The sequence below is a fragment of the Frigoriflavimonas asaccharolytica genome, assembly GCF_013294015.1.
Taxonomy (GTDB): Bacteria; Bacteroidota; Bacteroidia; order Flavobacteriales; family Weeksellaceae; genus Frigoriflavimonas; species Frigoriflavimonas asaccharolytica.
Window position 1 is genome coordinate 13,009 of the sequence record NZ_JABSNO010000013.1, and the last position, 26,793, is coordinate 39,801.

The 26,793-nt window shown below is 31.2% G+C and carries 28 protein-coding genes and 2 tRNA genes; 11 read left to right on the plus strand and 19 right to left on the minus strand.

The window, feature by feature from the left end; all coding sequences use genetic code 11:
- The first annotated feature begins 149 nt into the window (after positions 1 to 149).
- Both HNQ03_RS09465 and HNQ03_RS09470 read left to right on the plus strand, forming a co-directional pair.
- Positions 150 to 644, plus strand: coding sequence for a hypothetical protein (locus tag HNQ03_RS09465; protein ID WP_173779438.1), 495 nt, complete (start codon positions 150 to 152; stop codon positions 642 to 644).
- Between the two features lie 218 nt (positions 645 to 862).
- Positions 863 to 1,237, plus strand: coding sequence for a response regulator transcription factor (locus HNQ03_RS09470; RefSeq protein WP_173779439.1), 375 nt, complete (start codon positions 863 to 865; stop codon positions 1,235 to 1,237).
- Positions 1,238 to 1,684: 447 nt separating this feature from the next.
- On the opposite strand, the gene HNQ03_RS09475 is transcribed toward HNQ03_RS09470, so the two are convergent.
- The 6 genes from HNQ03_RS09475 to HNQ03_RS09500 form a co-directional block, all read right to left on the minus strand.
- Positions 1,685 to 1,757 (minus strand) — tRNA-Met (locus HNQ03_RS09475).
- Between the two features lie 238 nt (positions 1,758 to 1,995).
- Positions 1,996 to 2,346, minus strand: coding sequence for a GIY-YIG nuclease family protein (locus HNQ03_RS09480; RefSeq protein ID WP_317170364.1), 351 nt, complete (start codon positions 2,344 to 2,346; stop codon positions 1,996 to 1,998).
- A 110-nt stretch (positions 2,347 to 2,456) separates the two neighbouring features.
- Positions 2,457 to 2,588 carry a GIY-YIG nuclease family protein gene (locus HNQ03_RS16115; protein ID WP_226927482.1) on the minus strand — a complete coding sequence of 44 codons (132 nt, stop codon included), beginning with the start codon at positions 2,586 to 2,588 and terminating at the stop codon, positions 2,457 to 2,459.
- A 147-nt stretch (positions 2,589 to 2,735) separates the two neighbouring features.
- Positions 2,736 to 3,041 (minus strand): GIY-YIG nuclease family protein, encoded by a 306-nt coding sequence (locus tag HNQ03_RS09490; protein ID WP_317170365.1) that lies wholly within the window; start codon positions 3,039 to 3,041, stop codon positions 2,736 to 2,738.
- A 110-nt stretch (positions 3,042 to 3,151) separates the two neighbouring features.
- Positions 3,152 to 3,283 carry a GIY-YIG nuclease family protein gene (locus tag HNQ03_RS16120; RefSeq protein WP_226927479.1) on the minus strand — a complete coding sequence of 44 codons (132 nt, stop codon included), beginning with the start codon at positions 3,281 to 3,283 and terminating at the stop codon, positions 3,152 to 3,154.
- Positions 3,284 to 3,331: 48 nt separating this feature from the next.
- Positions 3,332 to 3,404 (minus strand) — tRNA-Met (locus HNQ03_RS09500).
- Positions 3,405 to 3,494: 90 nt separating this feature from the next.
- On the opposite strand from HNQ03_RS09500, the gene HNQ03_RS09505 reads away from it, so the two are divergent.
- From HNQ03_RS09505 to HNQ03_RS09520, 4 genes are all read left to right on the plus strand, one after another.
- Positions 3,495 to 4,106, plus strand: a complete 612-nt coding sequence (locus HNQ03_RS09505) for an L-threonylcarbamoyladenylate synthase (RefSeq protein WP_173779440.1) — start codon at positions 3,495 to 3,497, stop codon at positions 4,104 to 4,106.
- Positions 4,107 to 4,272: 166 nt separating this feature from the next.
- A complete protein-coding gene (gene yaaA / locus HNQ03_RS09510) occupies positions 4,273 to 5,031 on the plus strand; it encodes a peroxide stress protein YaaA (RefSeq protein WP_173779441.1) in 759 nt (252 codons plus the stop codon).
- A gap of 10 nt (positions 5,032 to 5,041) precedes the next feature.
- Positions 5,042 to 5,902: a peptide chain release factor N(5)-glutamine methyltransferase gene (gene prmC / locus HNQ03_RS09515; protein ID WP_317170366.1), complete on the plus strand. Its 861-nt coding sequence runs from the start codon at positions 5,042 to 5,044 to the stop codon at positions 5,900 to 5,902.
- Between the two features lie 67 nt (positions 5,903 to 5,969).
- Positions 5,970 to 6,923 (plus strand): EamA family transporter, encoded by a 954-nt coding sequence (locus tag HNQ03_RS09520; protein ID WP_173779442.1) that lies wholly within the window; start codon positions 5,970 to 5,972, stop codon positions 6,921 to 6,923.
- Positions 6,924 to 7,897: 974 nt separating this feature from the next.
- Here the strand turns inward: HNQ03_RS09520 and HNQ03_RS09525 are convergent.
- Genes HNQ03_RS09525 through HNQ03_RS09540 form a run of 4 tightly spaced genes read right to left on the minus strand, consistent with a single transcriptional unit; the run spans position 7,898 to position 13,559 of the window.
- Positions 7,898 to 8,542: a rhomboid family intramembrane serine protease gene (locus HNQ03_RS09525; protein ID WP_173779443.1), complete on the minus strand. Its 645-nt coding sequence runs from the start codon at positions 8,540 to 8,542 to the stop codon at positions 7,898 to 7,900.
- Between the two features lie 14 nt (positions 8,543 to 8,556).
- Entirely contained in the window at positions 8,557 to 11,163 is a 2,607-nt protein-coding gene (locus tag HNQ03_RS09530) for a DNA gyrase/topoisomerase IV subunit A (protein ID WP_173779444.1), read from the minus strand.
- A 2-nt stretch (positions 11,164 to 11,165) separates the two neighbouring features.
- Positions 11,166 to 11,660, minus strand: coding sequence for a hypothetical protein (locus tag HNQ03_RS09535; protein ID WP_173779445.1), 495 nt, complete (start codon positions 11,658 to 11,660; stop codon positions 11,166 to 11,168).
- A 12-nt stretch (positions 11,661 to 11,672) separates the two neighbouring features.
- The gene (locus HNQ03_RS09540) at positions 11,673 to 13,559 is read right to left on the minus strand and encodes a DNA topoisomerase IV subunit B (protein WP_173779446.1); all 1,887 of its coding nucleotides are present in this window, start codon (positions 13,557 to 13,559) and stop codon (positions 11,673 to 11,675) included.
- 297 nt (positions 13,560 to 13,856) lie between these two features.
- Between HNQ03_RS09540 and HNQ03_RS09545 the strand changes: the two genes are divergently transcribed.
- The 5 genes from HNQ03_RS09545 (at position 13,857) to HNQ03_RS09565 (ending at position 18,255) form a co-directional block, all read left to right on the plus strand.
- On the plus strand, positions 13,857 to 14,186 hold the full coding sequence (locus HNQ03_RS09545; RefSeq protein ID WP_173779447.1) for a PadR family transcriptional regulator: 330 nt from the start codon (positions 13,857 to 13,859) through the stop codon (positions 14,184 to 14,186).
- 11 nt (positions 14,187 to 14,197) lie between these two features.
- Positions 14,198 to 15,910 (plus strand): PspC domain-containing protein, encoded by a 1,713-nt coding sequence (locus tag HNQ03_RS09550; RefSeq protein WP_173779448.1) that lies wholly within the window; start codon positions 14,198 to 14,200, stop codon positions 15,908 to 15,910.
- Between the two features lie 333 nt (positions 15,911 to 16,243).
- Positions 16,244 to 16,816 (plus strand): 1-acyl-sn-glycerol-3-phosphate acyltransferase, encoded by a 573-nt coding sequence (locus tag HNQ03_RS09555; RefSeq protein ID WP_173779449.1) that lies wholly within the window; start codon positions 16,244 to 16,246, stop codon positions 16,814 to 16,816.
- 38 nt (positions 16,817 to 16,854) lie between these two features.
- The gene (locus HNQ03_RS09560) at positions 16,855 to 17,289 is read left to right on the plus strand and encodes a PaaI family thioesterase (protein WP_173779450.1); all 435 of its coding nucleotides are present in this window, start codon (positions 16,855 to 16,857) and stop codon (positions 17,287 to 17,289) included.
- Positions 17,290 to 18,255, plus strand: a complete 966-nt coding sequence (locus HNQ03_RS09565; RefSeq protein ID WP_173779451.1) for a chorismate-binding protein — start codon at positions 17,290 to 17,292, stop codon at positions 18,253 to 18,255. It begins immediately after the preceding gene.
- Here the strand turns inward: HNQ03_RS09565 and HNQ03_RS09570 are convergent.
- The 9 genes from HNQ03_RS09570 to HNQ03_RS09610 form a co-directional block, all read right to left on the minus strand.
- Complete coding sequence (locus HNQ03_RS09570; protein WP_173779452.1) at positions 18,241 to 18,438, minus strand: hypothetical protein; 198 nt, start codon at positions 18,436 to 18,438, stop codon at positions 18,241 to 18,243. The genes HNQ03_RS09565 and HNQ03_RS09570 overlap by 15 nt on opposite strands.
- A gap of 12 nt (positions 18,439 to 18,450) precedes the next feature.
- The gene (locus tag HNQ03_RS09575; RefSeq protein ID WP_173779453.1) at positions 18,451 to 19,047 is read right to left on the minus strand and encodes a MarC family protein; all 597 of its coding nucleotides are present in this window, start codon (positions 19,045 to 19,047) and stop codon (positions 18,451 to 18,453) included.
- A 45-nt stretch (positions 19,048 to 19,092) separates the two neighbouring features.
- The gene (locus HNQ03_RS09580; RefSeq protein WP_173779454.1) at positions 19,093 to 20,811 is read right to left on the minus strand and encodes a BatD family protein; all 1,719 of its coding nucleotides are present in this window, start codon (positions 20,809 to 20,811) and stop codon (positions 19,093 to 19,095) included.
- The gene (locus HNQ03_RS09585) at positions 20,811 to 21,554 is read right to left on the minus strand and encodes a tetratricopeptide repeat protein (protein WP_173779455.1); all 744 of its coding nucleotides are present in this window, start codon (positions 21,552 to 21,554) and stop codon (positions 20,811 to 20,813) included. The genes HNQ03_RS09580 and HNQ03_RS09585 overlap by 1 nt, the downstream gene beginning before the upstream one ends.
- A gap of 229 nt (positions 21,555 to 21,783) precedes the next feature.
- A complete protein-coding gene (locus HNQ03_RS09590; RefSeq protein WP_173779456.1) occupies positions 21,784 to 22,791 on the minus strand; it encodes a vWA domain-containing protein in 1,008 nt (335 codons plus the stop codon).
- Positions 22,791 to 23,783, minus strand: a complete 993-nt coding sequence (locus HNQ03_RS09595) for a VWA domain-containing protein (RefSeq protein WP_173779499.1) — start codon at positions 23,781 to 23,783, stop codon at positions 22,791 to 22,793. Before HNQ03_RS09595 ends, HNQ03_RS09590 begins: the two co-directional genes overlap by 1 nt.
- A 16-nt stretch (positions 23,784 to 23,799) precedes the next feature.
- Positions 23,800 to 24,714, minus strand: coding sequence for a BatD family protein (locus tag HNQ03_RS09600; protein WP_194305179.1), 915 nt, complete (start codon positions 24,712 to 24,714; stop codon positions 23,800 to 23,802).
- Between the two features lie 6 nt (positions 24,715 to 24,720).
- Positions 24,721 to 25,584 carry a DUF58 domain-containing protein gene (locus HNQ03_RS09605; RefSeq protein ID WP_173779501.1) on the minus strand — a complete coding sequence of 288 codons (864 nt, stop codon included), beginning with the start codon at positions 25,582 to 25,584 and terminating at the stop codon, positions 24,721 to 24,723.
- Positions 25,585 to 25,662: 78 nt separating this feature from the next.
- Positions 25,663 to 26,667: an AAA family ATPase gene (locus HNQ03_RS09610; protein WP_173779457.1), complete on the minus strand. Its 1,005-nt coding sequence runs from the start codon at positions 26,665 to 26,667 to the stop codon at positions 25,663 to 25,665.
- Between the last annotated feature and the right edge of the window lie 126 nt (positions 26,668 to 26,793).

Below are 26,793 nucleotides of genomic sequence, written 5' to 3' on the forward strand. Positions count from 1 at the left end.
ACTATTTTTATAATTTGTTGATCTTAATTAAATTTTCTGAATATCAAATTTGAATTAAATATTTGAATTTGGTATCTTTACGTTGTACTTAGCACTTGAAAATTTGAAGTGCTATATCAAAATCTATTAACTATAAAAAAACAAAACCTATGAAAAATTTTATCTTCTTACTTGCGGCTTCAACGTTGGCATTTTCTTGCAACAAAAAATTAGAGGATTCTAATATCAAAGATATCAAGCAAGATTCTCAAACTGTAAATTCTTCAGATATTAATATTGAAGAAATTCCAACATTGTGCTATTTTGATGATATGAAAAATGACTCTGTTTACTTAAAAATCAGCGATAATTTAGGAACAATTACTGGAAAATTAAATTATAAAAACGCTGAAAAAGATAATTCTACTGGTGATGTATCTGGTTTTAAAAGCGGAGATACTTTAAAATTAATCTATGTTTTTAATTCTGAAGGAACATCTTCCACTCGTGAAATTTGGTTTTTGAAGAAAAATGAAAAACTGCAAGAAGGTATCGGAAATCAAGATGAAGATGGAAATTACACCTCTGCAAAACAGGTGAAATTTGAAGGTGGACATTCCTTAAAACAAATAGATTGCAAAGAAATTGCACAAAATTTGAAATAAATAAAATTCTTACATTTCCAATTTTCAAAATAATAGAGAGTCAATTTAATGATTCTCTATTTTTTTTCCAAAATACTGCAACATATTTACTTACAGCTTTTCTGAATAATTTTAAATAATAAAAATTTATAAAAAGTAGCACTCTCAAATTTACTAGGTTTGATTTATTGAGTAATTAAAGTATTTTTGTTGAATTAATATTCAACAAATTTAAAATTATGCAGATTCTGGTTGTAGAAGATGATTCCCGAATCTCTGAATTTTTGGTGAAAGGTTTGGTTGAAAATGGATATTTTGTTACTCATTGCCAAAATGCAGAAGAAGTTTTAGAAAACTATATCAGGAAAACTTGGGACTTGATAATCATAGATATTATGTTGCCAAAAATGAATGGTTTTAATTTGGTTGAGACACTTAGATTCAAAAAAAACCTCTCTCCCCTATTCAAAAGATTTAATGAGGAAGAAAAAATAGAGAACGTCTTAAGTTTTGGCGGACTGAAAATAGATACCGAGCGTTACGAATTAAGTTTAAACGGTGAAGCTGTAGAGTTATCTCCGCGAGAATTTAAACTTTTGAGAATAGAAAAATAAAATTCAAACTTTTAAAAATCTACTATTAAAAATCTAATGTACCAAAATAATTCAAGATTGAATTTTGTATAAAGATAATATCAAATTATTGTAAATGCTTTAGAAACACATTTTCTTCTGTTTTTGAATGTACCATTAAAGAAAAATATCCAGTTTATTATTCAATAGACTGGATATTTTTATACTGGGCTTCAATATAATTTTAGTATTCTTTATCTATCATTAATGGTGCAGATTTATAATATCCTTCGTATCAATCTGATAAAAATTTATAAAGTGTGAAATCAATTTTTGTTTTTTTATATTCTAAATTGTTTGCTAATTTCCTTTAATTTTCTACTTTAATTTTCTACTTTAATTTTAAAAAGCAATGCAACAAACCTTCCGAAAATCTCGCTTCACCGCATAAAAAAAAGAGAATCAAATTAATGATTCTCTTTTCCTTTGTAGCGGAGACACGACTCGAACGTGCGACCTCCGGGTTATGAGCCCGACGAGCTACCTACTGCTCTACCCCGCGATTTTGTTTTGCAAATATACAACAATAAATTACAATTCCTATAAAAAAGATTTAATTTTCTAAAAACTAGAAAATAGGATATTAGAATGCATAATTATATACTTATTCAATAGTAATAATCCTCAAAAAATGTCGCTTCAACGCACAAAAAAAGAGAACCAAATTAATGATTCTCTTTTACTTTGTAGTCCGCCATTGGCGGAACTCGAACTTGCGTCCGCCTTTGGCGGATATGAGCTCACAAGCTATTTTTTAAAAATTGACGACCTGCACCACTTTTTATATACTTCTCTCTTTGAATTGCATCTTTTTTATTATCAAAAAACTCAACGTAAATTACAGGCCAAGGTCTATATTTTCTTGTAAATCCTTTGTTCGAAAGCAAATTGTGAGATCTAAAACGAGATATTAAATCAGAAGTAAAACCAGTATAATGAATTTTATACTTTTCTGAATAAAGAACGTAAACTACAAACTCTTCCATATTAAAAATAAAAAAAGAGAACCAAATTAATGATTCTCTTTTACTTTGTAGTCCGCCATTGGCGGAACTCGAACGTGCGTCCGCCTTTGGCAGATATGAGCTCACAAGCTATTTTTTAAAAATTGACGACCTGCACCACTTTTTATATACTTCTCTCTTTGAATTGCATCTTTTTTATTATTAAAAAACTCAACGTAAACTACAAGCCAAGGTCTTTATTTTCTTGTAAAGCCTTTGTTCGAAAGCAAATTGTGAGATCTAAAACGAGATATTAAATCAGAAGTAAAACCAGTATAATGAATTTTATACTTTTCTGAATAAAGAACGTAAACTACAAAATCTTCCATATTAAAAATAAAAAAAGAGAACCAAATTAATGATTCTCTTTTGCTTTGTAGTCCGCCATTGGCGGAACTCGAACGTGCGTCCGCCTTTGGCGGATATGAGCTCACAAGCTATTTTTTAAAAACTGACGACCTGCACCACTTTTTAAATTACTTCTCTCTTTGAATTGCATCTTTTTTATTATCAAAAAACTCAACGTAAACTACAAGCCAAGGTCTATATTTTCTTGTAAATCCTTTGTTCGAAAGCAAATTGTGAGATCTAAAACGAGATATTAAATCAGAAGTAAAACCAGTATAATGAATTTTATACTTTTCTGAATAAAGAACGTAAACTACAAACTCTTCCATATTAAAAATAAAAAAAGAGAACCAAATTAATGATTCTCTTTTACTTTGTAGTCCGCCATTGGCGGAACTCGAACGTGCGTCCGCCTTTGGCGGATATGAGCTCACAAGTTATTTTTTAAAAATTGACGACCTGCACCACTTTTTATATACTTCTCTCTTTGAATTGCATTTTTTTTATTATTAAAAAACTCAACGTAAACTACAAGCCAAGGTCTTTATTTTCTTGTAAAGCCTTTGTTCGAAAGCAAATTGTGAGATCTAAAACGAGATATTAAATCAGAAGTAAAACCAGTATAATGAATTTTATACTTTTCTGAATAAAGAACGTAAACTACAAACTCTTCCATATTAAAAATAAAAAAAGAGAACCAAATTAATGATTCTCTTTTACTTTGTAGCGGAGACACGACTCGAACGTGCGACCTCCGGGTTATGAGCCCGACGAGCTACCTACTGCTCTACCCCGCGATTTTGTGGTGCAAATGTACAATTATTTTTATTTATTGCAAATATTTTTGCAAAAACTTTATATATTTTTAAATTTTTGTAAATTTACACATGGCAAAAATATTAAAAATCTACGAAAATAATCCGCAAGAAAGTCTCATTGCAGAGGTGGTAAAAACCTTACAGTCAGGTGGTCTCATTATTTATCCTTCGGATACAATTTATGCTTTGGGTTGCGATATCAACAACCTAAAAGCGATGCAAAAATTAGCGAAAATAAAGGATGTTAAATTAGAAAAAGCCCATTTTTCTATCATTTGTAATGATCTTAGCCATCTTTCGAACTTCACAAAAGACATCAACACCTCCACTTTTAGAATTTTAAAGAATAATATTCCAGGACCTTTCACTTTTATTATGGAAGCTAATCGAGATTTACCACTTGCATACAAAGGCAAAAAAACGGTGGGAATTAGAGTGCCTGATCACAGCATTCCGCAGATGATTGTCGAGAAATTGGGAAATCCTATCGCTTCAACCAGTATTCGAGATGAAGATGAAATAATAGAATACTCTACAGATCCAGAATTAATTGCAGAAAAATATGATCATCTTGTTGATATCGTTATTGATAGCGGTTATGGAGAAAATATTGCCTCTACAATTGTGGATTTAACAAGTGGCGAGCCAGAAATTTTGCGACAGGGAAAAGGAATTTTGTAATATCAGTTTAATTCCATTTGCTTCTTTTTTGCAATTAAGGTAGAATAAGAATCCGCTCTAGTTATAGATTGAATTTCAATCTATATTTACTATTTTTGTAAAAAGAATAATAATTTCTATTGCAGATATTTTTTCTTTCTGCAAAAAAAAATCCAAACTTTTAAAAATGAAAATCCTTTCCTCTCCTGCTAAATTAATGTCTGTAGATAATAATCCCAAGCTTCCAAAATTTTCTACTCCAAAATTCATTAACGAGGCAACTTTAATTCAAAAATATTTGAAAGAAAAATCTCCAGATTATCTAAAAAATTTAATGGATATTTCTACAAAATTAGCAGATGAAAACTGGGAAAGGAACCAAAATTGGAACGCAAAACCTAACGCAAAAGAATCTACCGCAGCACTTTTTGCCTTCAAAGGCGAGGTTTATCGCGGTTTAGATGCACAAAGTTTAGATGATAAAGCACTAGGATACTTACAAGATAATTTTAGAATGCTGTCGGGTTTGTATGGAATGCTAAAACCATCCGACAAAATAATGCTTTACAGATTAGAAATGGGTAGAAATTTTGAGTTTGAAGCTAATAAAAATCTGTACGATTTCTGGCGAGAAATGTTAACTGAAAACTTCAACAAAGAATTAAAGAAAAACGAACTTATCCTTAATTTGGCTAGCGCAGAATATTACAAAGTTTTAGATGAAAAAAAATTGAAAGGGAAAGTAATCAACTTTCATTTCTACGAATTAAAATCTGGGAAACCGAAGCAAATAGTAGTGTATACAAAGCATGCGAGAGGATTAGTAATAAAATACTGCGCCGAAAATAATTGTGAAAATTTGGATGATGTAAAATCTTTTAATTACGAAAATTATCAATTTGCAGAAGATCTTTCTACAGAAAATTGCTTGGTATTTACAAGATAAATCTATTGAAATGATGCAAGTCTACGCCATTAGAAAACAATTTGATGAAGAATTAACTTCAATTTATTCCAAAACTGAAATAGCAGAATTGGTAGCAATTTTTTGCGAAGAATTGCTGAAATTAAATAAAGTTGAACTGAAACTTAGTCCGGATTTTATTGTAGATACGGCAACATATAAAAGATTTTTAGAAATTATAGCTTCCCTGAAAATTGGAATTCCTTATCAACAGATTTTGGGAAAAGCTGAATTTTATGGTGAAACGTTTTTTGTGAACGAAAATGTGCTTTTACCAAGACCAGAAACAGAGGAATTGGTAGAAATAGCGATTTTTAAGATACAAGAATTAAATATCAAGCATCTAGAATTTAAAGACATAAAAATTTTGGATATTGGAACGGGAAGTGGAATAATTCCAATCACATTAAAGAAAAAATTTACTAATGCAATAGTTTCTGGACTAGATATTTCTAGCGATGCATTGGCTGTTGCAAATATAAATTCTAGAAATTTAAATGTGGAAATAAATTGGTTGCAGCAAGATTATTTACATTCAGAAATGGTGGATCGTTATGATGTTATAATTTCAAATCCACCTTATATTGGAAAAGATGAAATTTCTGAAATAGAAAATGGCGTAAAAAACTTTGAGCCCAATATTGCGCTCTTCTCTCCTACCAATGATGCCCTAATTTTTTACAAAAAAATAGCCGAAGATTCTAAAAAACACCTAAAAAATGGTGGACTTCTATTTTTGGAAATTAACCAAAAATTGGGACAAGAAACTCTAGAATTGTTTCAATATTTTTCTCATTCAGAATTATTGAAAGATTTATCTGGTAATGATCGGTTTATATTTGGTGTAAAATAATCTTGTTTTTGAATCTTACCTCTTGATTCTTATAAAAAACTTACCTTTGTCGGCTTTATAAAAAATCATGGTAAAAAACACAACGCTGAAAGGCGTTTTATTAGTCGCACTAGGTGCTACAAGTTATGGAATGCTCGCAACATTTGTAAAAATGGCTTATGGCGAAGGTTATACAACAGCGGAAATTACATTTTCTCAGTTCGCATTTGGTATTATTGGAATGTTAATCATCAATTTATTTTTAAAAAATAAAGCCAAAACGCCGACAGTAAAAGCCTCAAAAAAAAATGTTTCTCAATTGATGTTGGCTGGAAGTTCTACTGGAATGACGAGTATTTTCTATTATTTAGCAGTAAAATTTGATATTCCTGTTTCCATTGCCATCGTTTTGCTGATGCAAACCGTTTGGATGGGTGTAGTTTTGGAAAGTATTTTGGACAAAAAATTGCCTTCTGCTCGAAAAATGATTTCTGTAGTCATCGTTTTAATAGGTACAGCATTAGCAACAAATTTGCTAAATACTTCTGTAAAATTAAATCCTTTAGGTTTGTTTTTTGGACTTTTGGCCGCAGCTTCGTTTACGACAACGATGTTTACGGCGAATAGAATTGCCACACATATCTCTTCTGCGCAAAGAAGTTTATATATGCTTTTTGGTGGGGGAACTTTGGTGGTATTGTTCACTTTATTGACGCAAATTTTGCCAAATCAGTTTCCTTTTTTTGATCAAGCAATGGGGATTTTTTCTAATGCTAAAGCATTTAATTTTCAGATTTTTGCAAAATGGGCGATTATACTTTCGCTTTTTGGAACAGTGATTCCGCCGCTTTTGCTAAATGCTGGTTTTCCGTTGACAGGAATTGGTTTGGGAAGTATTGTTTCTTCTTTAGAATTGCCTGTTTCTGTATTGATGGCGTATTTTCTTTTGCATGAACATGTTTCTTTCTCGCAATGGATTGGGATTTTGTTGATTATAGCTGCAATTGTGGTGATGAATTTGAAGAGGCGAAAGAAAATTTGAGGACTTGAAAATGTGTTAATTTGAGAATATTTTCACCATTAAGATTTGGTGAAGTAATTAAGAATATTAAGTTTTTGCAAATAAATTTTCTTTTTAAACCACAAAAGTTACACAAGATTCTGCTTGGAAATGAAATACAAAAGTTTGCAAAAGTTTGCTGAATTTTTTTTTACCATTAAGATTTGGTGAAGGAATTAAGAAACATTAAGAATTTGCAAGCAAATTTTCTTTTTAAACCACAAATGTTACAAAAGATTTTGCTTGGAAATGAAATACAAAAGTTTGCAAAAGTTTGCTGAATTTTTTTTTTACCATTAAGATTTGGTGAAGGAATTAAGAAACATTAAGAATTTGCAAGCAAATTTTCTTTTTAAACCACAAAAGTTACAAAAGATTTTACTTGGAAATGAAATACAAAAGTTTGCAAAAGTTTGCTGAATTTTTTTTACCATTAAGGTTTGGTGAAGGAATTAAGAAATATTAGGAATTTGCAAGCAAATTTTCCATATTAACTACGAAATTTACAAAAGATTTTGCTTGGAAATGAAATACAAAATTTTGCAAAAGTTTGCTGAATTTTTTTTACCATTAAGATTTGGTGAAGGAATTAAGAAACATTAAGAATTTGCAAGCAAATTTTTACAGTATAACATCAAATATAAATATAAAATAGATTTTATACGCATAAGTTGTCATTCCCTAGGAATTTCAGCGCAAAGATTGACTTCGTCGAAGCACTCCGTTAGGTTTCCTACGGAAGTACTAACTATTGGTTTTGAAGCGTTTTATTAGACTTTTTCATGTGAATTTTGAAGTACAATACTTCATTTGAAAAAAACGATATCTTTTCTTCTAACCCTGATAGAAATGGAAATCCTTTTTTATCTCGTTTGAAAAAACGAGGTGAAAAAGATTGTAATGGATAGCAGGCTAAGTTTTTCAAAAGAGAAAAAACCTTTATATTTCCAAAAAAATTAACGGATTTTCTTATTAATAAAAACTTCATAACCCATATATAATAGCGGAAGCGCCATTACCCCAATATAAATTGCATTGCTCATGGCTACTTCTGGTTGCAAACTAACCGCATAAACCAAGCCGAAAAATGCGCCGGCTAAATGTGCTGAATGACCAATATTATCATTTTGTTTTGGGTTGAGCATGGCGTAAACAGAGTATGCAAAATAGAGGAATCCAAATACAAAACCGGGAATTATAAAGTTGATCATTATCATCGGATACATCGCAATTGAAGCGAATAAAATGCCCGAAACTCCTCCACTTGCACCAATTGCGGAATACCAACCTTGATTTTTATATAAAAATAAGGAAAATATGTTTCCTAAAAGTATGGATCCGATGTAGGTAACTACGAAACCAACATCTCCAAAAGCGCTTACTACAATTGGTCCGAAGAAATAAAGCGTCAGCATATTGAATCCTAAATGCATAAAATCTGCATGTAGAAATCCTGCAGAAAGCAATCTGATGTATTCTTTTTTGTATAATATTGCACTTACATTAAATTTATATTTCTCAAAATAGCCGTTTCTTTTATCGAAACTTATGTAACTGATGATTGCTGTGATAGCAATGGTTATGATTAATATTGTATCCATTAAATATTTTAAAATTAATTGTCTTCTTCAAATAAACTACCCTGCAATCCTTCCTCAGGGATTTCGTCATCTTCGGAATCTTGATCAGTAGAACTGTTGCTATCTTGTGCATTTTCTATCTCCTCAAATCCATCATTTATGTCTTCTTCTGGTTCTGGAATAGTGATATTAATGATTTTTATTTTTTCTTTAGTCAATTGATTTCCAATTGCTTTTATACCCTTCATAGCGATAAATTCATCTAAATCTACATTTTCTGGTTCTGCTTCTTTGCCTTTTACTTTTGCAAAAATTAGTTCTGCTTGTGCATTACTAGAAGTAATGATGTGTTCTATGAAAGATTTTGGATGTTCTGTAGAAATTATGGGTTGCACATTATTTGTACTTTCCATTACAAATCTTTTGATGTAATAAATTTCTTTGTCTCCATCAAAATAAATACAACAGATTGGTTGCTGTGGTTTCCATTTTTCTAGGATGAGAAAATCGTCGTCAAATCGGTTGCTTAGTTCAAAAGAAATCAGTTTCCCTTCGCCATTTGCATTGATAGTCAGTATTTTATCTTCTCCTTTGAAGCTACCGAGCAAAGTTCCGCGTGCATCCACGTTTAATCTTTTCACGGTTTCATCAAACCAAATTTTTCTTGGTGCTAAGGTAGAAACTCCTTCTTCTTTCATATCCACTTTTTTCACGGGATATTTGCTGACCAGATTTCCTTTGGAATTTCTACCTTTAATGGCGAGTTCAGAAAAATCTATTTCTATTTTAGATTTTCTAATTCTGGCATTTTGTTTTAAAAGAACATTCACAACTTCTGCTTCTCCGTTTGGATTTGCAGAGAAATAAAGAACTTCAGAACCTTTCACATCAGAAGCCAACGGATATTCTGTATTTCTGGTGATGGATGTTACAGTGAAGCGTTTCATGAAAACGGCACCTGTTCGTCCTTCTCTGTAAATCATGTTGTATACGGTGCGAGCATCATTCTTTTTCCACAATCCTACATGCAATAAATCTTTGCCCACAAAGGTTTTCTGCTCAACTTTTACCACTTGCATTGCGCCATCTTTCCGGAAGGTGATGATATCGTCTAGATCTGAACAATCAAACAAAAATTCATCTTTTCGAAGAGAAGTTCCTACGAATCCTTCTGCAAAATTGGCGTAATATTTTTCGTTGGCTACAGCAACTTTTGTTGCATCTATGGTATCAAAAATTCTTAATTCTGTGTATCGGGTTTTATCTTTTCCGTATTTTTTTTGAATATTTAGGTAATAATCTATCGCATACGGAATTAGATGTGCCAAATTGTGTTTACACTGCTCTATTTTATCTTCCAGCGCAATGATGTTTTCTTTAAATTTATCTAAATCAAAACGGGAAATTCTTTTTATTCTAATTTCCGTCAAGCGTAGAATGTCTTCTGTAGTTACGGCTCTGAGTAAATGTTTTGTATGTGGTTTTAAGCCTTCGTCAATAGTTTTTATTACATCGTCCCATGTTTCAACTTCTTCAATATCATGGTAAATTCTATTTTCTATGAAGATTCTTTCTAATGAAGAAAAATGCCAATTTTCTTGCAATTCATGCAATTCAATTTCTAATTCTTTTTTTAATAGAGAAACGGTATTTTCCGTATTCATCTTCAAAATATCCGAAACGGAAAGAAACATTGGTTTGTTGCCCACAATTACACATGCATTTGGCGAAATACTTACCTGGCAATCTGTGAAAGCGTATAATGCATCAATGGTTTTATCTGGAGAAATATCGTTGTGCAAATAGATTAAAATCTCAACTTTATCAGATGTATTATCTTCAATTTTTTTAATTTTTATCTTACCTTTTTCGCTCGCTTTTACGATGGTATCTATTAAATCTGAAGTATTTCTGCCAAAAGGAAGCTCCGTTATTTGCAGCGTATTTTTATCTTTCTGGATGATTCTTGCTCTCGCTCGCACTCTACTACCTCTTGCACCATCATTATATTCAGAAATATCTAGAAAACCACCGGTAATAAAATCAGGAAAAATTTGAAATTTCCTACCTTTCAAATGTGCAACTGAAGCATCTATTAATTCGTTAAAATTGTGTGGCAAAATTTTGGTAGAAAGTCCTACACCAATTCCCTCTACTCCTTGTGCAAGAAGCAGCGGAAATTTTACGGGAAGATCTACCGGTTCGTTGTTTCTTCCATCGTAAGATTTGCTCCATTCTGTAGTTTTTGGGTTGAAAACAACTTCTAATGCGAAAGGTGTCAATCTTGCTTCTATATATCTCGCAGCTGCGGCAGAATCTCCAGTGAAGATATTCCCCCAGTTTCCTTGGGTATCGATAAGCAATTCTTTTTGCCCAATTCCTACCATTGCGTCTGTGATAGAAGCATCTCCATGCGGATGGTATTTCATGGTATTTCCTACAATATTCGCAACTTTATTGTATCTACCATCTTCTAGTTCTTTCATAGAATGCATAATTCTACGTTGCACAGGCTTCAATCCATCAAAAACGGAAGGTATTGCTCTATCTAAAATAACGTAAGAAGCATAATCTAAAAACCAATCTTTGTAAAGTCCGGATACTTTTCTTAAGCTTTCTCCTTCTTGTAATTCTTCGTCCATTATTATTTATCTTGGCTTGTATATTGTCCTTTTCCTTTGTTGTAATAAGCAATTTTGCTTAGAGAATGTTTCAAATCTGTGACCTCTTTTTGTGATAAATCAGAAATATCATATTTTAAAATAATCGAATTGCTTTTTTTGCTATGTATGGTTAGATATAGTCTTTTTAAAATAAGGGCATTTAATATATTGTAAGAAATAACCTTATATTTTGGAAACTCATCTGATGAGGAGTCAGAAAACATGGGCAATATGTGTTTATTTTTAATCGTCAATGTTTCGCCATCACTATCATATTCAAATATTTGTTTTCCTCTTGCGTAGAAAATCATTAAAATAAATGCAGGAATTATTATTACTAAATATTCTTCAGCTCCCAATTGTTTATAAAAATATCTTTCAAATACAAAAAAAGCAATTCCAACCAAAAGAAGCATCACCAAGAAGGTATGAATAAAATTGATAAGTGGAGCTTTTCCTTTATTACTTAACCTCATACTAAAATAAATTTAAATGTTTTCAGAAGTTTCCAATTCTTCTTTCTTATCTATTTCATTATCTTCTACTACTAGATTTTCTAAAATAAAAACTTGACGATCTGGAGTATTTTTTCCCATATAAAATTCTAAAAGTTCTTCAATAGTCTTGTCTTTTCCAAGAACTACCGGTTCTAAACGAATATCTTTTCCTATGAAATGTTTAAATTCATCTGGAGAAATCTCTCCCAAACCTTTAAATCTTGTAATCTCTGGATTTTTTCCTAATTCTTGTAAAGCCTTAATGCGTTCTTCATCTGTGTAGCAATATCTGGTTTCTTTTTTATTTCTAACGCGAAATAAGGGTGTTTGCAATATGAATAAATGTCCATTTTTAATTAAATCTGGAAAAAACTGCAGAAAGAAAGTTATTAATAGTAATCTGATGTGCATACCATCTACATCGGCATCTGTAGCGATGATTACTTGATTGTAACGCAAATCTTCTAAGGAATTTTCTATATCTAATGCCGCTTGCAAAAGATTAAATTCTTCATTTACGTAGACAATTCTTTTTGTAAGACCATAGCAATTTAACGGTTTACCACGCAAAGAAAATACAGCTTGCGTTTCTACATCACGAGATTTTGTGATGGATCCAGATGCAGAATCCCCTTCGGTTATGAAGATTTGAGATTCAGATTTACGCTCTGCCTTTTGATCATTGTAATGTTGGCGGCAATCTCGCAATTTTTTGTTGTGCAGAGATACTTTTTTTGCTCTATCTCTTGCTAATTTTTGTATTCCAGAAAGTTCTTTGCGTTCACGTTCGGAAATTAAAATTTTCCGTTGAATAGCTTCTGCAATTTCAGAATTTTTGTGCAGAAAATTATCTAATCTGCTTTTCAAGAAATCAATCACGAAAGTACGAACTGTTGGTCCGTTTGGTCCCATATCGTTGGAGCCGAGTTTTGTTTTTGTTTGAGATTCAAAAACTGGCTCCTCTACATTGATGGAAATTGCAGCAATTATGGATTTACGAATGTCTGCCGCATCAAAATTTTTGTTGAAAAATTCTCGAATTGTTTTCACGTAAGCTTCACGAAAAGCATTTAGATGGGTTCCACCTTGTGTAGTATATTGCCCGTTCACGAAGGTGAAATAGGTTTCGGATTGAGATTTATCAGAATGCGTGATGGCAATTTCTATATCTTCTTCGCGGATGTGGATGATGGGGTAATTGGTTTCTCCCTCCATATTCTCTTCTAATAAATCTTTCAATCCATTTTCTGAAAAGAATACTGTTCCGTTGAAATTTATTTTCAAACCAGGGTTCAGATAGCAATAATTTCGGAGCATCTTTTCGATGTATTCTTTCCGAAATTTAAAATTTGAAAAAATACTTGTGTCTGGTATAAAGCTTATTTCTGTACCATTTTTATCCGTTGAATCTGCTTCTTGGGTATCTATTGTAATTACGCCGCCAGAAAATTCTGCAATTTTTGCGCGCCCGTCTCTCACAGATTTTACCTTGAAATATTCCGAAAGTGCGTTCACCGCTTTTGTACCTACACCATTTAAACCTACAGATTTTTTGAAGGCTTTGCTGTCGTATTTTCCACCAGTATTCATTTTGGAGACGGCATCTACAACTTTTCCAAGCGGAATTCCACGACCATAATCTCGTATCGTAGCTTTTCCGTCGTCAATTTTGATATCGATTTTCTTGCCAGATTTCATTCGAAATTCATCGATAGAATTATCAATAATTTCTTTTAATAATATATATATACCATCATCTGCAGAAGATCCGTCACCTAGTTTACCTATATACATTCCGGGACGATGTCTTATGTGTTCCTGCCATTCTAGCGTGCGGATATTATCGTCTGTGTAGCTTGTATCTTGGATGATGCTCATTTTGTGTTTTAGGATTACCTACAAATATAAGGAAATGTTATAATTTCTGAAAATTTCTGGAAAAATAATTTAAAATTGCTACAATTTATATCAAATTTATCTATTTATTTCCACCCATAAAAAGAATACTATAAAATCATTTAAATTAAATATGTTGATTTTCAAGTATTTAAATAATATTTTTAAATACTTCAGTACTTTGTATTGCATAATACTAAATAAAAGATATATATTTGCATAGTAAAGTATTAAAGTACTGCAATTGCTTTTTATTAATTAAAAAATTAAAACATAATCATGAACACAGAAAATACCAAAGCACAGATGCGAAAAGGAATTCTAGAATTCTGTATTCTGAGTTTGCTCAATCAAAGAGAAATGTATGTTTCGGATTTGATAGAAGAACTTAAAAAAGGGAAACTAGATGTAGTGGAAGGTACACTCTATCCGCTACTTACAAGATTGAAAAACGCAGAATTTCTTTCCTACAGATGGGAAGAATCTACTGGAGGACCGCCCAGAAAATATTATGAAGTTACAGAGAATGGAAAAAAATTTCTAGATGAACTTCAAATTACATGGAATGAATTGACAACTTCTGTAAATCAAATTACTAAAAACTACTAAAAACAAATATCATGAATAAGACACTCTCAATAGGACTCGCAGGTTTTTCTTTTACCATAGAAGAACATGCCTACATAAAATTAAGTGATTATCTAGCTGCTCTTCGCAATTCTTTAGATGCTAATGAAGCAGACGAAGTAATGCACGATATAGAAATAAGAATTGTGGAAATCTTTAATGAAAATCTGCAAAAACGTGAAGTCGTGAATGATGCAGATGTAGAAAAAGTTATTGCCAAAATAGGAGCACCAGAAATAATAGAAGAGCAAGAACAAGCCTACTACTCTGAAAATCAGACGAAGCAAAAATCTGAAGAAAAACAAAACCGTTTCAATGGAGAAAGACAATTGTTTCGTGATCCAGAGAGACAAAAAATTGCTGGTGTTTGTGCAGGTTTAGCACAATATGTGGGATTAGACATGACTTTGATGCGTGCAATTTGGGTAATTGTATTTCTAATAATGATTCCTGCTTCGGGAAGTGCAGTTTTAATATTGGTTTTGTACGCGATCCTGTGGTTAGTGCTTCCAAAAGCGGAAACAGCATCAGATTTTTTGAAAATGAAAGGAAAACCTGTCAATTTTGATAACTTGAAAGAAGAATCTAATAAAATTGTAAAATTTGCAAACGAAAGCAGCCAACGTGTTGGAGAAATTTACAATGAAAATAAGCCATACATTAATCAAACTGGAAAAGGTATTGGTACCATTTTCAGATATTTAGTAGGAGCCTTTTTCGCTTTTCTAGGTATTGGATGTTTGGTAGGTAGTGCTGCAATATTTGGAGTTTCTTGGCTAGGAAATGGCTCGATAGATGCACCCTCAAATATTGGTTTCTTTTTAGAAGATTATAATTTGAAATTTTTGGCCATGGGTTTTGCTTTTTTAAGCACTTTAATTCCGGCAATTATCTTTTTCCTAATATCTATAAAGTTGCTTTCCCCAAAAACGAAATTAAACTATACGGGATATGTAATCGGCGGATTGGTATTTATTTGGATCGGTATGTTGGCTGCAATCGGATTTACAGCTGCAAAATATGAATCTCAATATTCTGGTAAAAATGAAGATACAGAAAATATTGCCATCAATACTACATCAGATTCTTTGATGGTAGATGTGAAAAAAGTTGCAATTCCTGCGCAATTTGAATCTTTTTGGGATAATGTGTATTCAGATAAAAAAACAGTTTTTAAGAAAGATTATCCAGAAATTGATGTTGTTAGAAAAGAAATAGAAGCACCTTATTTAATGATTATAAAAAGTGCAGATGGTTACAACCAACCATTAAATTTAAAAGTACCTGTAGAAATTTCTGGCAACAAAATCTACTTTCCAAATTATATGATGTATAACTACAAAGATAGAATGCGAGATTACAATGTAAGATATGAATTGGTAGTTCCTAAAAATATGAAGGTAATAGGATTAAACGAAGGGAATGGATTTTACTTAGATGATGAAAGCGACGACAATGAAGAAAAATCTAATAATAATAAGGATGAAAAAGAAGTTTCCTATGGTAATGGTATCATTAAAATAAAAACAGATGACTTCGAATATGATTCAAGAAATCCAGATAGCATCATCGTTAATGGTAAAAAATATCCTAAAGAAGTGAGTTCAGACATCATCAAAAAAGAACTTCAAAAAAGTAAAAACGGAGATGATGTAAATATAAATATAAAAGCAGGCGACAAAGAAGTCTCTATCAAAACTAAATAAAATTCTTGAGAGTGGATAAGTGCAAAGGGAAATTTCTAGATGCTAGTTTAATTGTTATTATATTCTTTTTGCCTTATTCCTCTTAAAAAATAAAAAAATCACAATTTTTTGCTCGATTAATAATAAATTTAGTAAATTCGTGGTGTTAATAATTTCAATAGGTTAATAACAACTAAAAATTAAAAATCATGATACAATTAGTTCTAGAAGTAGCAGTAGTGGTAATGAATTTCATTAGCAACTTATTTTAAACACAATTTATTTTCGATATATTTGTAAGTATAACCATTTTATGGTTATACTTTTTTTTATAAAATTTTAAAAAATCATTAAATGAAAAAATTTCTAGGTAAGCTTATTCTCAAAATTGTTGGTTGGAAAGTAATATTGCACGGCGATAAAAATGTGCTAGATAGATGCATATTAGTCGTTGCACCACATACACACAATAGCGAATATCTTTTGGGAAATCTTGCTTTTTGGTCCTTAGGAAAGCCGTTAAAAATAATTATCAAAGATGCTCACACAAAGGCTTGGTATGGATTTTTGGTAAAAGCTTTGGGAGGAATTGGTATTGATAGATCTCAAAAAAATGATCTTGTCAATTTTGTAAAAAATGAATTTGATAAAAGTAGCTTTAGCCTCGTCATCACGCCAGAAGGAACCAGAAGTTGGGTGCCAAAATGGAGAAAAGGATTTTATAACATGGCAATGGCTGCAAAAGTACCTATTGCAATTGCATCTGGAGATTTCAATAAAAAAATAATGTATATGGGCTATACTATTTCCTACGAAAAACTTTCAACCTCTACTTACGAAGAAGTGATGGAAGAATTGCAAAATTATTTCATAAAACACAATATCATTGCAAAAAATTTAGATTCTTGGAATCCAAAAATATACTAGGAATTTAAAAATTCAATATTAAATTATAAAAATAAATAATGGAAGCAGACAAAAGGAAAGAAATATTAGATAGATTAAACAATTGGAAGGGCGAAACTTTAGGCACTGTTTTAGAAATCGTTTTTACGGATGTGGAAGATGATTCTCTTACAGCAACAATGCCTGTTACAAGTAAAGTACACCAACCTTATGGCATTTTACACGGAGGTGCAAGTTGTGTTTTGGCAGAGACTTTGGGTTCTTGTTTATCTGTAATCAATGTAGATTTGGATAAATTTTCTCCGGTTGGTACCAATCTCAATGCCAATCATTTACGAGCAATAAGAAAAGGAATGCTTACAGGAAAAGCAAGCTTCATTAGAAAAGGCAATACGATGCACGTTTCTCAAATAGAAATCCGCGATGAAAAAGGAAATTTAATCAATCATACCACAATGACGAATAACATTATCCCGAATAGTAAATTGGCTTAAATGATTTTATTTTCACTTCCATTTCAAGATTTAATATATACAGTTGCAGAAAATTCAGAAAATTCTGCCGTTTCTTTTATAGATTTTAACGGACAAAATCAAGTGAATTTTTATGGACAAATTAAGAACACAGAAAGTAAATTAGATGTTTTTAATAATTTTTCTGTAAAAGATTTACCAGAGTTTAAAAATGAAGATTCGATTATTAATGAGAGTGAATATCTTGCTAAAGTTACCGATGTAATCGATTTTATCCATGAAAATGAACTTAAAAAATTAGTTTTTTCCAGAAGAAAATTAATTAATTTTAAAGAAATTAAATTAGTAGAAAGCTTCAAAAATTTAAGGCAAAATTTTCCAAATGCGCTCTCCTATTTATTTATCAAAGATGAAACTTGCTGGATTGGCGCTTTCTCAGAAATACTTGGAAAGTACAATAAGAAAACAGGAATATTTGAAACCATGAGCGTTGCTGGTACGCTTCCACTCTCGGAAACTTGGACAAATAAGGAAATTGAAGAACAAAAAACAGTAACTAATTATATTAGTGATATTCTAAAAAAATATTCAGAAAACGTGCATCAATCAGAAACGAAAGATCATATTTCTGGAAATATTAAACATCTGAAAACAGAATTTTCCTTAAAAATAAAGCCGGAAAATATAGAAAATATAATCGCGGAATTGCACCCAACTCCCGCAGTTTGCGGCATCCCGAAAGAGATTTGCAAAACTGCGATCCAAAATTTTGAAAATTCTAATCGAGAACTTTACGCAGGATATATAAAAATAGAAACTGATGAATTTCTATATTATTTCGTAAATTTAAGATGCGCAAAAATTTACAAAGAATCCGCAATTCTTTTTGTAGGTGGCGGTATAACAAAAGATAGCAACCCACAAAAAGAATGGCGAGAAACAGAATTAAAAGCCGAAGCTATTGCAAAAAATCTAGTTTTGCTTTAAGCTCAATTTGCTCATGAAATTAAGAACAAATACAACTATAATTCCCAATATTGCTGCAGATAGAGAAATGATAAATGTTGTATTTTCCTCATTCAAAAAACCTAAATCCCATTGTATTGCATACAAATTGAATCCGATGAAAATGATGAATATTGCTAAAAATACTTTATAAATGGTTTTCATTATACTTAAATTTTAAAAATGAACATAATTTTGAAATAGCTGTGCAAAGTTAGCGGTAAATAATTTAATAGCAATTGCCAAAAGCACAATTCCGAAGACTTTTTCTATGACTTTTAGCGTACCATCTCCCATTCTTTTCTCAATCCAGGTTGCAGATTTTAAAACCAAATATACAACGGCAGTGTTTAATATTATCCCCAAAATGATATTGATATCATGAAATTCTGCTTTCAAAGATAAAGTTGTTGTCAACGTTCCAGCTCCAGCTATTAAAGGAAATGCAATAGGAACGATGGATGCTGATGTTGCTTCACCATGTCTTTGTATTTGAATTCCGAGTATCATTTCTAACGCGATGATGAAGATTACAAATGCACCTGCAATTGCGAAGGAATTAACATCTATTCCAATAAATTTTAAAATACTTTCTCCTACGAAAAGGAAGGCAATCATCAAAGCACCTGCAACCAGCGTTGCTTTTCCGGATTCGATATGTCCAAATTTCTTTTTTAAACTTACGATAATTGGGATAGAACCAACAATATCAATAACCGCAAAAAGCACCATCGTAGAAGTTAGAATTTCTTTCCAAGAAAAATAGTCAAACATAATTTGTGAAATTAAATATTTCGCAAAATTAATACATTTTTTTAATTATTTGGCAATCTTTGTAAAGAAAATTATGGTAGAATTCACCAATTCTTCAAGTTGATCTTCAAGTTTTATGGGAGCAAATCTTTCCATTTCTATTTTTTGGAAAAGAGTACGATATTCTTCTGCTATTTTAGAGCCTTTCGCATTTTCAAGTATTGTAGCAAAATTGTCGTCAACAGATGTGTTGTAAGCATTTCTGAAATTTAAATCTATATTTTTAATGGTGGTGAAAATCTCTGCATAATTCTTTTCCCGCAGCATTCTTTTTAAATATCCAAAAGCATTTTGTAATTCAGAATCACTGATTCCAATGTTTGTAATTGGTGCAGAAAATGTATTAATTCTTACATTTTTACTCGTTTTCTTTTTCTTATTTTTTTTGAAATTATTTATTAATAACAAAAGCCCGATAATAGCGCAAAATAATATGAAATTTAGCAAAGAAGTATACCAATTGATGTGGCTATTTTGTTTTAATTTTAAAGTTTTAGTTTCTAGTACTGGATTATCTACAGTTTCTAAAACATTATTGGAATAGGCATTTACGATTTCTAAAGGTGTTCTTTCTGCTAATATTTCCTTCTGGCTTCTCACATCCAAATCTATTGATTGAGAACCTAAATCTATATATTTTTTTTCTTCTGGATTGAAGTATGAAAAACTTTCTGTAAGAATAGAAAGTGGACCCGTTTTTTTTGGTATGATGATGTAGTCTGCAACTATTTTTCCGTTTACACCTTTTTCATTCGCATGAATGTCTTTTCTTACTCTCGGTTGAAAAACTTCGTAAAGTTCAGAGTCTTTAATAATTGGAAGTTGAATATTATTAAAATTTCCCTTACCAGAAATGGTTAACCTTACATTGATTGGTTTATTAATTTCTATTTTATCTTCATTATTTTTAGCAAAATCTATTTTAAAATCACCCACGGCATTTTTGAAATCTTTCGGTGCATTTACCGGTAAATTTTTAACATTTAATTTCACTCCGTTTGAAAGAATTTTTTTTGCAATTTTGCTAAAACTAGCCGAAGCAGATTCTACTTTTACACTTCCACTTTCTTCTGGAAAAACTAAAAAGACCGCTAAAATCTGAGAAGAAAGAGCAGCTTTATTTAAATCGATATCAGATTTTTGTGTTTTGATGGTAGAAAATTCTACATTATCTTGCATCGGTAGTCGCACATTATTTACCTTCCGAAAGTTGTTGATATTAGAAGAATAGGCCTTTAACACTGCTACAGTTGGTTGATTTTGATAAACCTCTTTATCTGCAATTTCTAAATTCAAATAAAGGTCATTCTTTATTTTTGTAGGAGTATTTATAGTTGCCACTTTATCTGCCTCTTCCACCATTATATCAAATGGCTCGGTTTTATATATTTTACCGTTTACAGTTATCAAAGCAGATCCAATCTTTACTTTACCAGAAATTTTCGGAGACAAAACCTGTTGAAAAATTATTTGATTTACAGCTAAATTTTCTAAAATAAGCGTATTTTTTTCAGAGCCACTACCCAATCTTTCAAATTTGGAAAAATCTGGTAATTTTATGCTAGATTGATCTCCAAAATGTTCACTATTAACTTCTAAAATAAAGGTAAGCAGAAATTTCTGATTTACTTTGTAAACTTTATCTTCTATTAATGGTACAAAAGTTATTTGACCGTAGCAAAATACTGTCGCAAGTAGGAAAAATATGTATTGTATTTTGTTCATTACCAATCCTTTTCATTGCTTTCTGGCATAGAATAGGCGTTTTTGTTTAAAATTTTTCTAGCAGTTTCTTGTTCTTTGTTTTTAGACCTGTTTAGTATTGCATTTTGCAAATCTTTGGGCAATTTTCCACGCTGGTCTTCTTTATTTTTATCGCCTTTTGGATCTTCACCATTTTCGTCTTTATCTTCACCATTTGGTTGCGAAGATTTTTTTTCATCTCCTTCCTTACCTTTATCACCTTTGTTTTTGTCGTCTTTGCTATCGCCTTCTTTTTCTTTGTCTTGTTGATCTTGGTTTTTTTGCTCCTGTTTCTTTTGCTCTAATTTTGCAATTTCATAGTTTTTTCTAGTAGCCTCGCTGTAAGGATTATTTTTTAAAGATTGCTTGTAGAATTCTGCAGCTTTTTCAGGATTTTTTTGTTGAATGTATGCATTACCAAGATTGTGCAATGCAGCAGATTTATCTTGAGAATTTGATGCAAGTTTCTCTGCTTTTTCAAATTCTGCTTGTGCTTCCTTGTACTTTTCGGTTTTGTAGAGTGAATTTCCTAGATTGTAGTGCGCTGTGAAATCTTTAGAATTTTTTTGAACTGCATCTGCATATTTGGAAGTTGCAGCGTCGTATTTTTTGTTATCAAAATCTTTATTTCCTTCGTATATCAAAGCATCATAACTTTTTTGTGCAAAAAAACTTCCTGCACAAAATAGCATCATGAATAAGGAGAATATAGATTTACAATTCATCTATGCAAAATTATCTCTTAATATGTTAATAATAAAGATGGTAAGTGTTAAATTTGGGTTAAAGTATGAGTAAATAATGCAGAAATACTGCAATTCCATCAATTAATTAATCATGTTGTGACTATTTTCCAAAAAATATAAGCTTTACATTTATCTGAAATTGATGAAATCTTATAAAATAACAAAAGATTTTTTCTGTTAAATTCTCTATTTTTTTGACGAATTTTAATTAAATATTAAAATCTTTTTTAGGATTGAAAAGTAAAATAACAAAGAAAATAAATAGAGAAATTGCTAAGAAATACTGATAATAATGAACGGCGTTCTGAGATTTTACCCAAGTACCAGAAGACGTATTCTTTTTATTTAAATTTTCTATTATTTGATTGGTAGATTCCTCTAAATTATTTCCATCGATATACTCTCCACCTGTATTTTTTGCAAGATTTTCTAGTGCTTCAGTTTGTCTTTTAGAAATAACGGTTTCTCCATTAAAATCTGTTTTGTAGCCCATTAATTGGCCGTAAGTATATTCTGGTATTGGTGCGCCTTCTACAGTTCCTATTCCTACAGAAATGATATTGATTCCTTCATTTTCGGCAAGTTTTGCAGCTTCAGATTCGCTTCCTTCATTATCTTCTCCATCGCTTAAAAGAATTATTTTTCGCGAACCTTTTGGTACATTTTTAAATTTTTCTACACTCTTATTTATTGCTTTCAAAAAATCTGTACCTTGTACTTTCATCATTTGAGTAGATATTCCACTTATATAAGTTTCTGCTGCTGCATAATCTGTAGTTAATGGCATCAAAGATGTGGATTCTCCAGCGAAAATAATCAGACCAACTTTATCATCTTTCATTTTAGACATGGTGTTCAGCATGATGTTTTTTGCTTGTACAAGTCTGTTTGCAGGTATATCTTCAGCATTCATAGAATTAGAAACATCTAGCAAAAATATCACATTACTCATCTTTTGTTGGGTTTTCACTTCTTCCGTACCATTTAATAAATCTGCGATGGAAATTATTAAAAATAGAACCGCAAATAAATATAAAATCGGTATAATTTTAGAAGATTTTCCCGTACTAGAAAACAATTTTTCTTGAAATTTTGTTTCTGCAAAAAGAGATTTTTTATGTTTTTTCCATTTTATAAATCGAAACATTGCCAAAGCAAACAGCGGCAAAAGCAACAGCAAAATTAGATACAAAGGTTCATCAAAATACCAATTCATTAATTCAAAATTTTAAATAAAACCCATCTCAATAGCGCATCTAAAAACAAAACGAAAAGTGCGATCCATAAAAATATTTTAAAATATTCTTGATAATCATACAATTTATTAGATTTCACGTCAGATTTTTCTAGTAAATTTATTTCATCATATACATTGGCCAAACTAGAATTAGAAGTTGCCCGAAAATAGCTACCACCCGTTATTTTTGCAATATCTTTCAATCCTGGTTCATCTAGCATCACCTCCGTTTCAGTAAACACTAAATCTCCAAAAATATCCGTTCTTGTAGGCATCAAAGCATAACCATTAGATCCTATTCCAATTGTGTACACTTTTATATCGTTTTCTTTTGCCAATTGTGCAGCAACCAAAGGATCCATTGCGTTTGGAATGGTATTTACACCATCCGTCATCAAAATGATGATTTTACTTTTTGCTTTGCTATTTTTAAGATGATTTACAGCTACTGTCAATCCTTCGCCAATCGCAGTTCCTTGTTCCATTTCTAGCGGATTCAAATTTTCCAACTCTTCCAAAACTACTTGATGGTCGGATGTTACAGGAACTTTCGTGAAGGCTTCACCAGAATAAGCAACAACTCCTATCCTATCATTAACTCTTTTTTCTACAAATTTTTGTGCAATTCCTTTTAATGCTGTCAATCTATCTGGTTCAAGATCTTGCGAGAGCATACTTAATGAAACATCAACGGTCAAAATGATATCCAAACCTTTGGTATCGTCTTTATTTATGGAAGTGCTGTATGTTCTTGGTCTAGCTAAAGCTATAATTAAGCAAGAAAGTAATATGTACTTTGATATTTTTAATAAAGAAATAATGAAAACAATTGCTGTGTTTTCCTGCATATTTTGAGTTGTGGGAACAAGGATTCCACGTTTTATTTTTTTTCCAGCGTCTTTTAAGATAAGTGGAATGAATAAAAGCAGCAAAAGTAAAAACCAAGGCTGTTGAAATTCTGCGTTAAATATGGAGAGCATCATCATATCATACGCCATTTCTTAAAGTGTCTAATTCCAAATCTTTGGTAGAATTTTGCACAAATAGTTTCACGATTTCAAAATCTTGCTGCATCACTGCTTGATCTGGGAAAGTTTTTGCAAATTTTACCAAATCTCCTCTTAAAAAAATATCTTCCAATGCTTTTTCATTTTCTGGAGAAATGCTGTTCGTTTTCTTCATTAAATTTATCAAATCGTCTGTAAGCAAAACGTTTGCGGGAATATGGTATTGAGTCGCAATGAAATTTCTTGTAATATCTATAAATTCTACATAGAAAGAGCGAAATTCATTATTTTCGATATATTTTTTCTTCTGCAAAGCGTTTAATTCCTTCAAAGTTAAATTGGTGGTAATTTTTGGAGAAGATTTTTGTTTTTTTGCATATTTAATAATGAAAATGATTGCAAATATGCTTGCAATTATAGCTAAACCAGCCAAAACGTACCATTTGTACATTTCCCAATAATCTGTGAATTGAAGATCTACTTTCTTATTATTCATGATATCAGAAATCTGATCATCTTTCTTCGCCGTATTAATTACTTCTATTTCATACGGAATAGTGTTATAAATTTCTCCACCAACTTTTACATTCACTGCAGGAATAGTATATTTCCCTTCTTCAAAAACGGCAAAAGTTATCGTCCTTTCATAAAATTCTGAAGTTGTAGAAATACTATCTTTAATTTCTTCAAAATGAAAAGGCAGCAATTCATTTTTTGGTGCAATTTGTACAGCTTTTCCGTTTAAATTTGAAATATTAATGGTGAAAGTTCCTACCTCACCAAGAGCTAGTGTGTTTTTATCTAATCTAGAACCTAAGGTCTGACTAGAAAATAACTGAAAAAAAAGTATAAAACTTACAATCGTAAATTTTGTAATGTTTGTATTTCTAAACATTGAAAGTTATTTTTTTTGAAAATATTGATAAAGAAATTTAGAGTAATCTTCTCCAGTATTTATATTTAAGAAATTTGAAGCAGAATTTTCAAAATCTTCTTTTATTTTTTTTAATTTTTGTTTTTGAGCTTCCGCAAATTGATAGCGCCATCTTTTGCTACTGGTGTTTGCCCAGACTTGTCGGCCAGTTTCTACATCTTGAAATAAGGTATATCCGATGTCAGGAATTTCATTATCCTTATCATCATAAATCCTTAAGCCTAAAAATTGATGTTTTTTTGAGGCGATTCTCAAAATTTTCAAACTATAATCATCTTCAAAATCTGAAAACATAAAAAGCAAAGATTTCTTTTTAAATACACTCAACATATATTCTAGTGCTACATCTATATTACTTTTAGCTGGAATATAATCTGCAGAAAGAATTGTACTAATAATGGATAATATGTGTTTTCTTCCTTTTTTTGGTGGTATTACTTTGTATACTTTGTCAGCAAAAAGAATCACGCCAACTTTATCATTATTTCCAGCAGCAGAAAATCCTAAGGTAGCTGCAATTTCCGCCACAAATTCTCTTTTCAGCTGCGTTTTTGTACCGTAATCCATTGATGCAGATATGTCTACAAGCAACATCATCGTCAATTCCCGCTCCTCCTCCATCACTTTCACGAAAGGTTCTTGAAATCTTGCGGTTTTATTCCAATCAATCCTACGAATTTCATCGCCAAATTGATAAGGACGGACTTCCGAAAAAGTCATTCCTTGTCCTTTAAATGCACTATGATATGAACCCATCAAAGAAGCTTCCGTTTTCCTTCTGGTACGGATTTCTATCTGCTTTACTTTTTTGATGATGTCTTTTATTTCCATATTTGAAAAATAGTTGATGATTGCTACATGATAATTGAATTTTAAAATCATTCATCAATAATCTTTTATCACTAATTCTTAAGGTGCTTGTACTCTACTCAAAATTTTATCAACTATAAATTCTGAGGTAATTTCTTCGGCTTCGGCTTCAAAACTCAATCCTATTCTATGTCTTAAAATATCTTTTGCCACAGCTTTCACGTCTTCTGGTATTACAAATGCTCTATTTTTCAAGAAAGCATGAGCTCTGGATGCGATAGCTAAATTTATAGAAGCTCTCGGAGAAGCTCCAAAACTGATATAAGATTTTAAATCTGAAAGTTGATAATCCTGTGGAAATCTTGTCGCGAAAACGATATCTAAAATATATTTTTCAATCTTTTCATCCAAATAAATTTGATTGATCAATTGCTTTGCATTCGTAATTGTATCTAAAGAAATTACAGGGTTAATCTTCGGTTGATGCGAAGTAGAAACCATCCTCATTACTTTCCTTTCATCTTCAAATTCTGGATAATCTATTTTACATTTCAACATAAAGCGATCGCTTTGTGCTTCTGGTAATAAATATGTACCTTCTTGATCAATAGGATTTTGAGTTGCCAAAACTAAAAATGGGTTCGGCAATTTCATGGTTTCATCTCCAATTGTGACTTGTTTTTCTTGCATAGCTTCCAAAAGTGCAGATTGTACTTTGGATGGAGCACGATTGATCTCATCTGCCAATACAAAATTTGCGAATATTGGTCCGCGTTTTATAGAAAAATCATTGTCTTTTATATTGAAAATTTGTGTTCCTACAACATCTGCCGGAAGCAAATCTGGCGTAAATTGTATTCTAGAGAAATGCCCATCAACAGCTTCTGCTAGAGATTTTATGGCTAAAGTTTTCGCCAATCCAGGTACACCTTCTAAAAGTACATGACCATTACCAAGAAGTCCTATCAACAAGCGATCTATCATATATTCTTGACCGATAATTGCTTTGTTGATCTCTGTTTTTAATAAAGTAAAATAATAGTTTTGCTCTTTTATTTTCTCTGTTAATTGGCGAATATCTTCTGATTGATGTAATTCTGACATTGTTTACTTTAATTATTGCGTAAATTTCTAATAATTTCAAGCAAATATCAACACAACAAGTAATAAATTTGAGTTAAAGTTTGTTAAAAGCATTTATAAATATTAAAGTAAAAATTTAATTATTAA

Coding starts and splice junctions, on each gene's coding strand:
- HNQ03_RS09575 (WP_173779453.1), bottom strand. CDS start 19,047: ATGTTTGACTATTTTTCTTGGAAAGAAATTCTAACTTCTACGATGGTG.
- HNQ03_RS09520 (WP_173779442.1), top strand. CDS start 5,970: ATGGTAAAAAACACAACGCTGAAAGGCGTTTTATTAGTCGCACTAGGT.
- HNQ03_RS09535 (WP_173779445.1), bottom strand. CDS start 11,660: ATGAGGTTAAGTAATAAAGGAAAAGCTCCACTTATCAATTTTATTCAT.
- HNQ03_RS09465 (WP_173779438.1), top strand. CDS start 150: ATGAAAAATTTTATCTTCTTACTTGCGGCTTCAACGTTGGCATTTTCT.
- yaaA (WP_173779441.1), top strand. CDS start 4,273: ATGAAAATCCTTTCCTCTCCTGCTAAATTAATGTCTGTAGATAATAAT.
- HNQ03_RS09540 (WP_173779446.1), bottom strand. CDS start 13,559: ATGAGCATCATCCAAGATACAAGCTACACAGACGATAATATCCGCACG.
- HNQ03_RS09545 (WP_173779447.1), top strand. CDS start 13,857: ATGAACACAGAAAATACCAAAGCACAGATGCGAAAAGGAATTCTAGAA.
- HNQ03_RS09470 (WP_173779439.1), top strand. CDS start 863: ATGCAGATTCTGGTTGTAGAAGATGATTCCCGAATCTCTGAATTTTTG.
- HNQ03_RS09585 (WP_173779455.1), bottom strand. CDS start 21,554: ATGAATTGTAAATCTATATTCTCCTTATTCATGATGCTATTTTGTGCA.
- HNQ03_RS16120 (WP_226927479.1), bottom strand. CDS start 3,283: ATGGAAGAGTTTGTAGTTTACGTTCTTTATTCAGAAAAGTATAAAATT.
- HNQ03_RS09550 (WP_173779448.1), top strand. CDS start 14,198: ATGAATAAGACACTCTCAATAGGACTCGCAGGTTTTTCTTTTACCATA.
- HNQ03_RS09600 (WP_194305179.1), bottom strand. CDS start 24,714: ATGTTTAGAAATACAAACATTACAAAATTTACGATTGTAAGTTTTATA.
- HNQ03_RS09570 (WP_173779452.1), bottom strand. CDS start 18,438: ATGAAAACCATTTATAAAGTATTTTTAGCAATATTCATCATTTTCATC.
- HNQ03_RS09565 (WP_173779451.1), top strand. CDS start 17,290: ATGATTTTATTTTCACTTCCATTTCAAGATTTAATATATACAGTTGCA.
- HNQ03_RS09525 (WP_173779443.1), bottom strand. CDS start 8,542: ATGGATACAATATTAATCATAACCATTGCTATCACAGCAATCATCAGT.
- HNQ03_RS16115 (WP_226927482.1), bottom strand. CDS start 2,588: ATGGAAGATTTTGTAGTTTACGTTCTTTATTCAGAAAAGTATAAAATT.
- HNQ03_RS09590 (WP_173779456.1), bottom strand. CDS start 22,791: ATGAATTGGTATTTTGATGAACCTTTGTATCTAATTTTGCTGTTGCTT.
- HNQ03_RS09505 (WP_173779440.1), top strand. CDS start 3,495: ATGGCAAAAATATTAAAAATCTACGAAAATAATCCGCAAGAAAGTCTC.
- HNQ03_RS09530 (WP_173779444.1), bottom strand. CDS start 11,163: ATGGACGAAGAATTACAAGAAGGAGAAAGCTTAAGAAAAGTATCCGGA.
- HNQ03_RS09580 (WP_173779454.1), bottom strand. CDS start 20,811: ATGAACAAAATACAATACATATTTTTCCTACTTGCGACAGTATTTTGC.
- HNQ03_RS09555 (WP_173779449.1), top strand. CDS start 16,244: ATGAAAAAATTTCTAGGTAAGCTTATTCTCAAAATTGTTGGTTGGAAA.
- HNQ03_RS09560 (WP_173779450.1), top strand. CDS start 16,855: ATGGAAGCAGACAAAAGGAAAGAAATATTAGATAGATTAAACAATTGG.
- HNQ03_RS09605 (WP_173779501.1), bottom strand. CDS start 25,584: ATGGAAATAAAAGACATCATCAAAAAAGTAAAGCAGATAGAAATCCGT.
- prmC (WP_317170366.1), top strand. CDS start 5,042: ATGATGCAAGTCTACGCCATTAGAAAACAATTTGATGAAGAATTAACT.
- HNQ03_RS09610 (WP_173779457.1), bottom strand. CDS start 26,667: ATGTCAGAATTACATCAATCAGAAGATATTCGCCAATTAACAGAGAAA.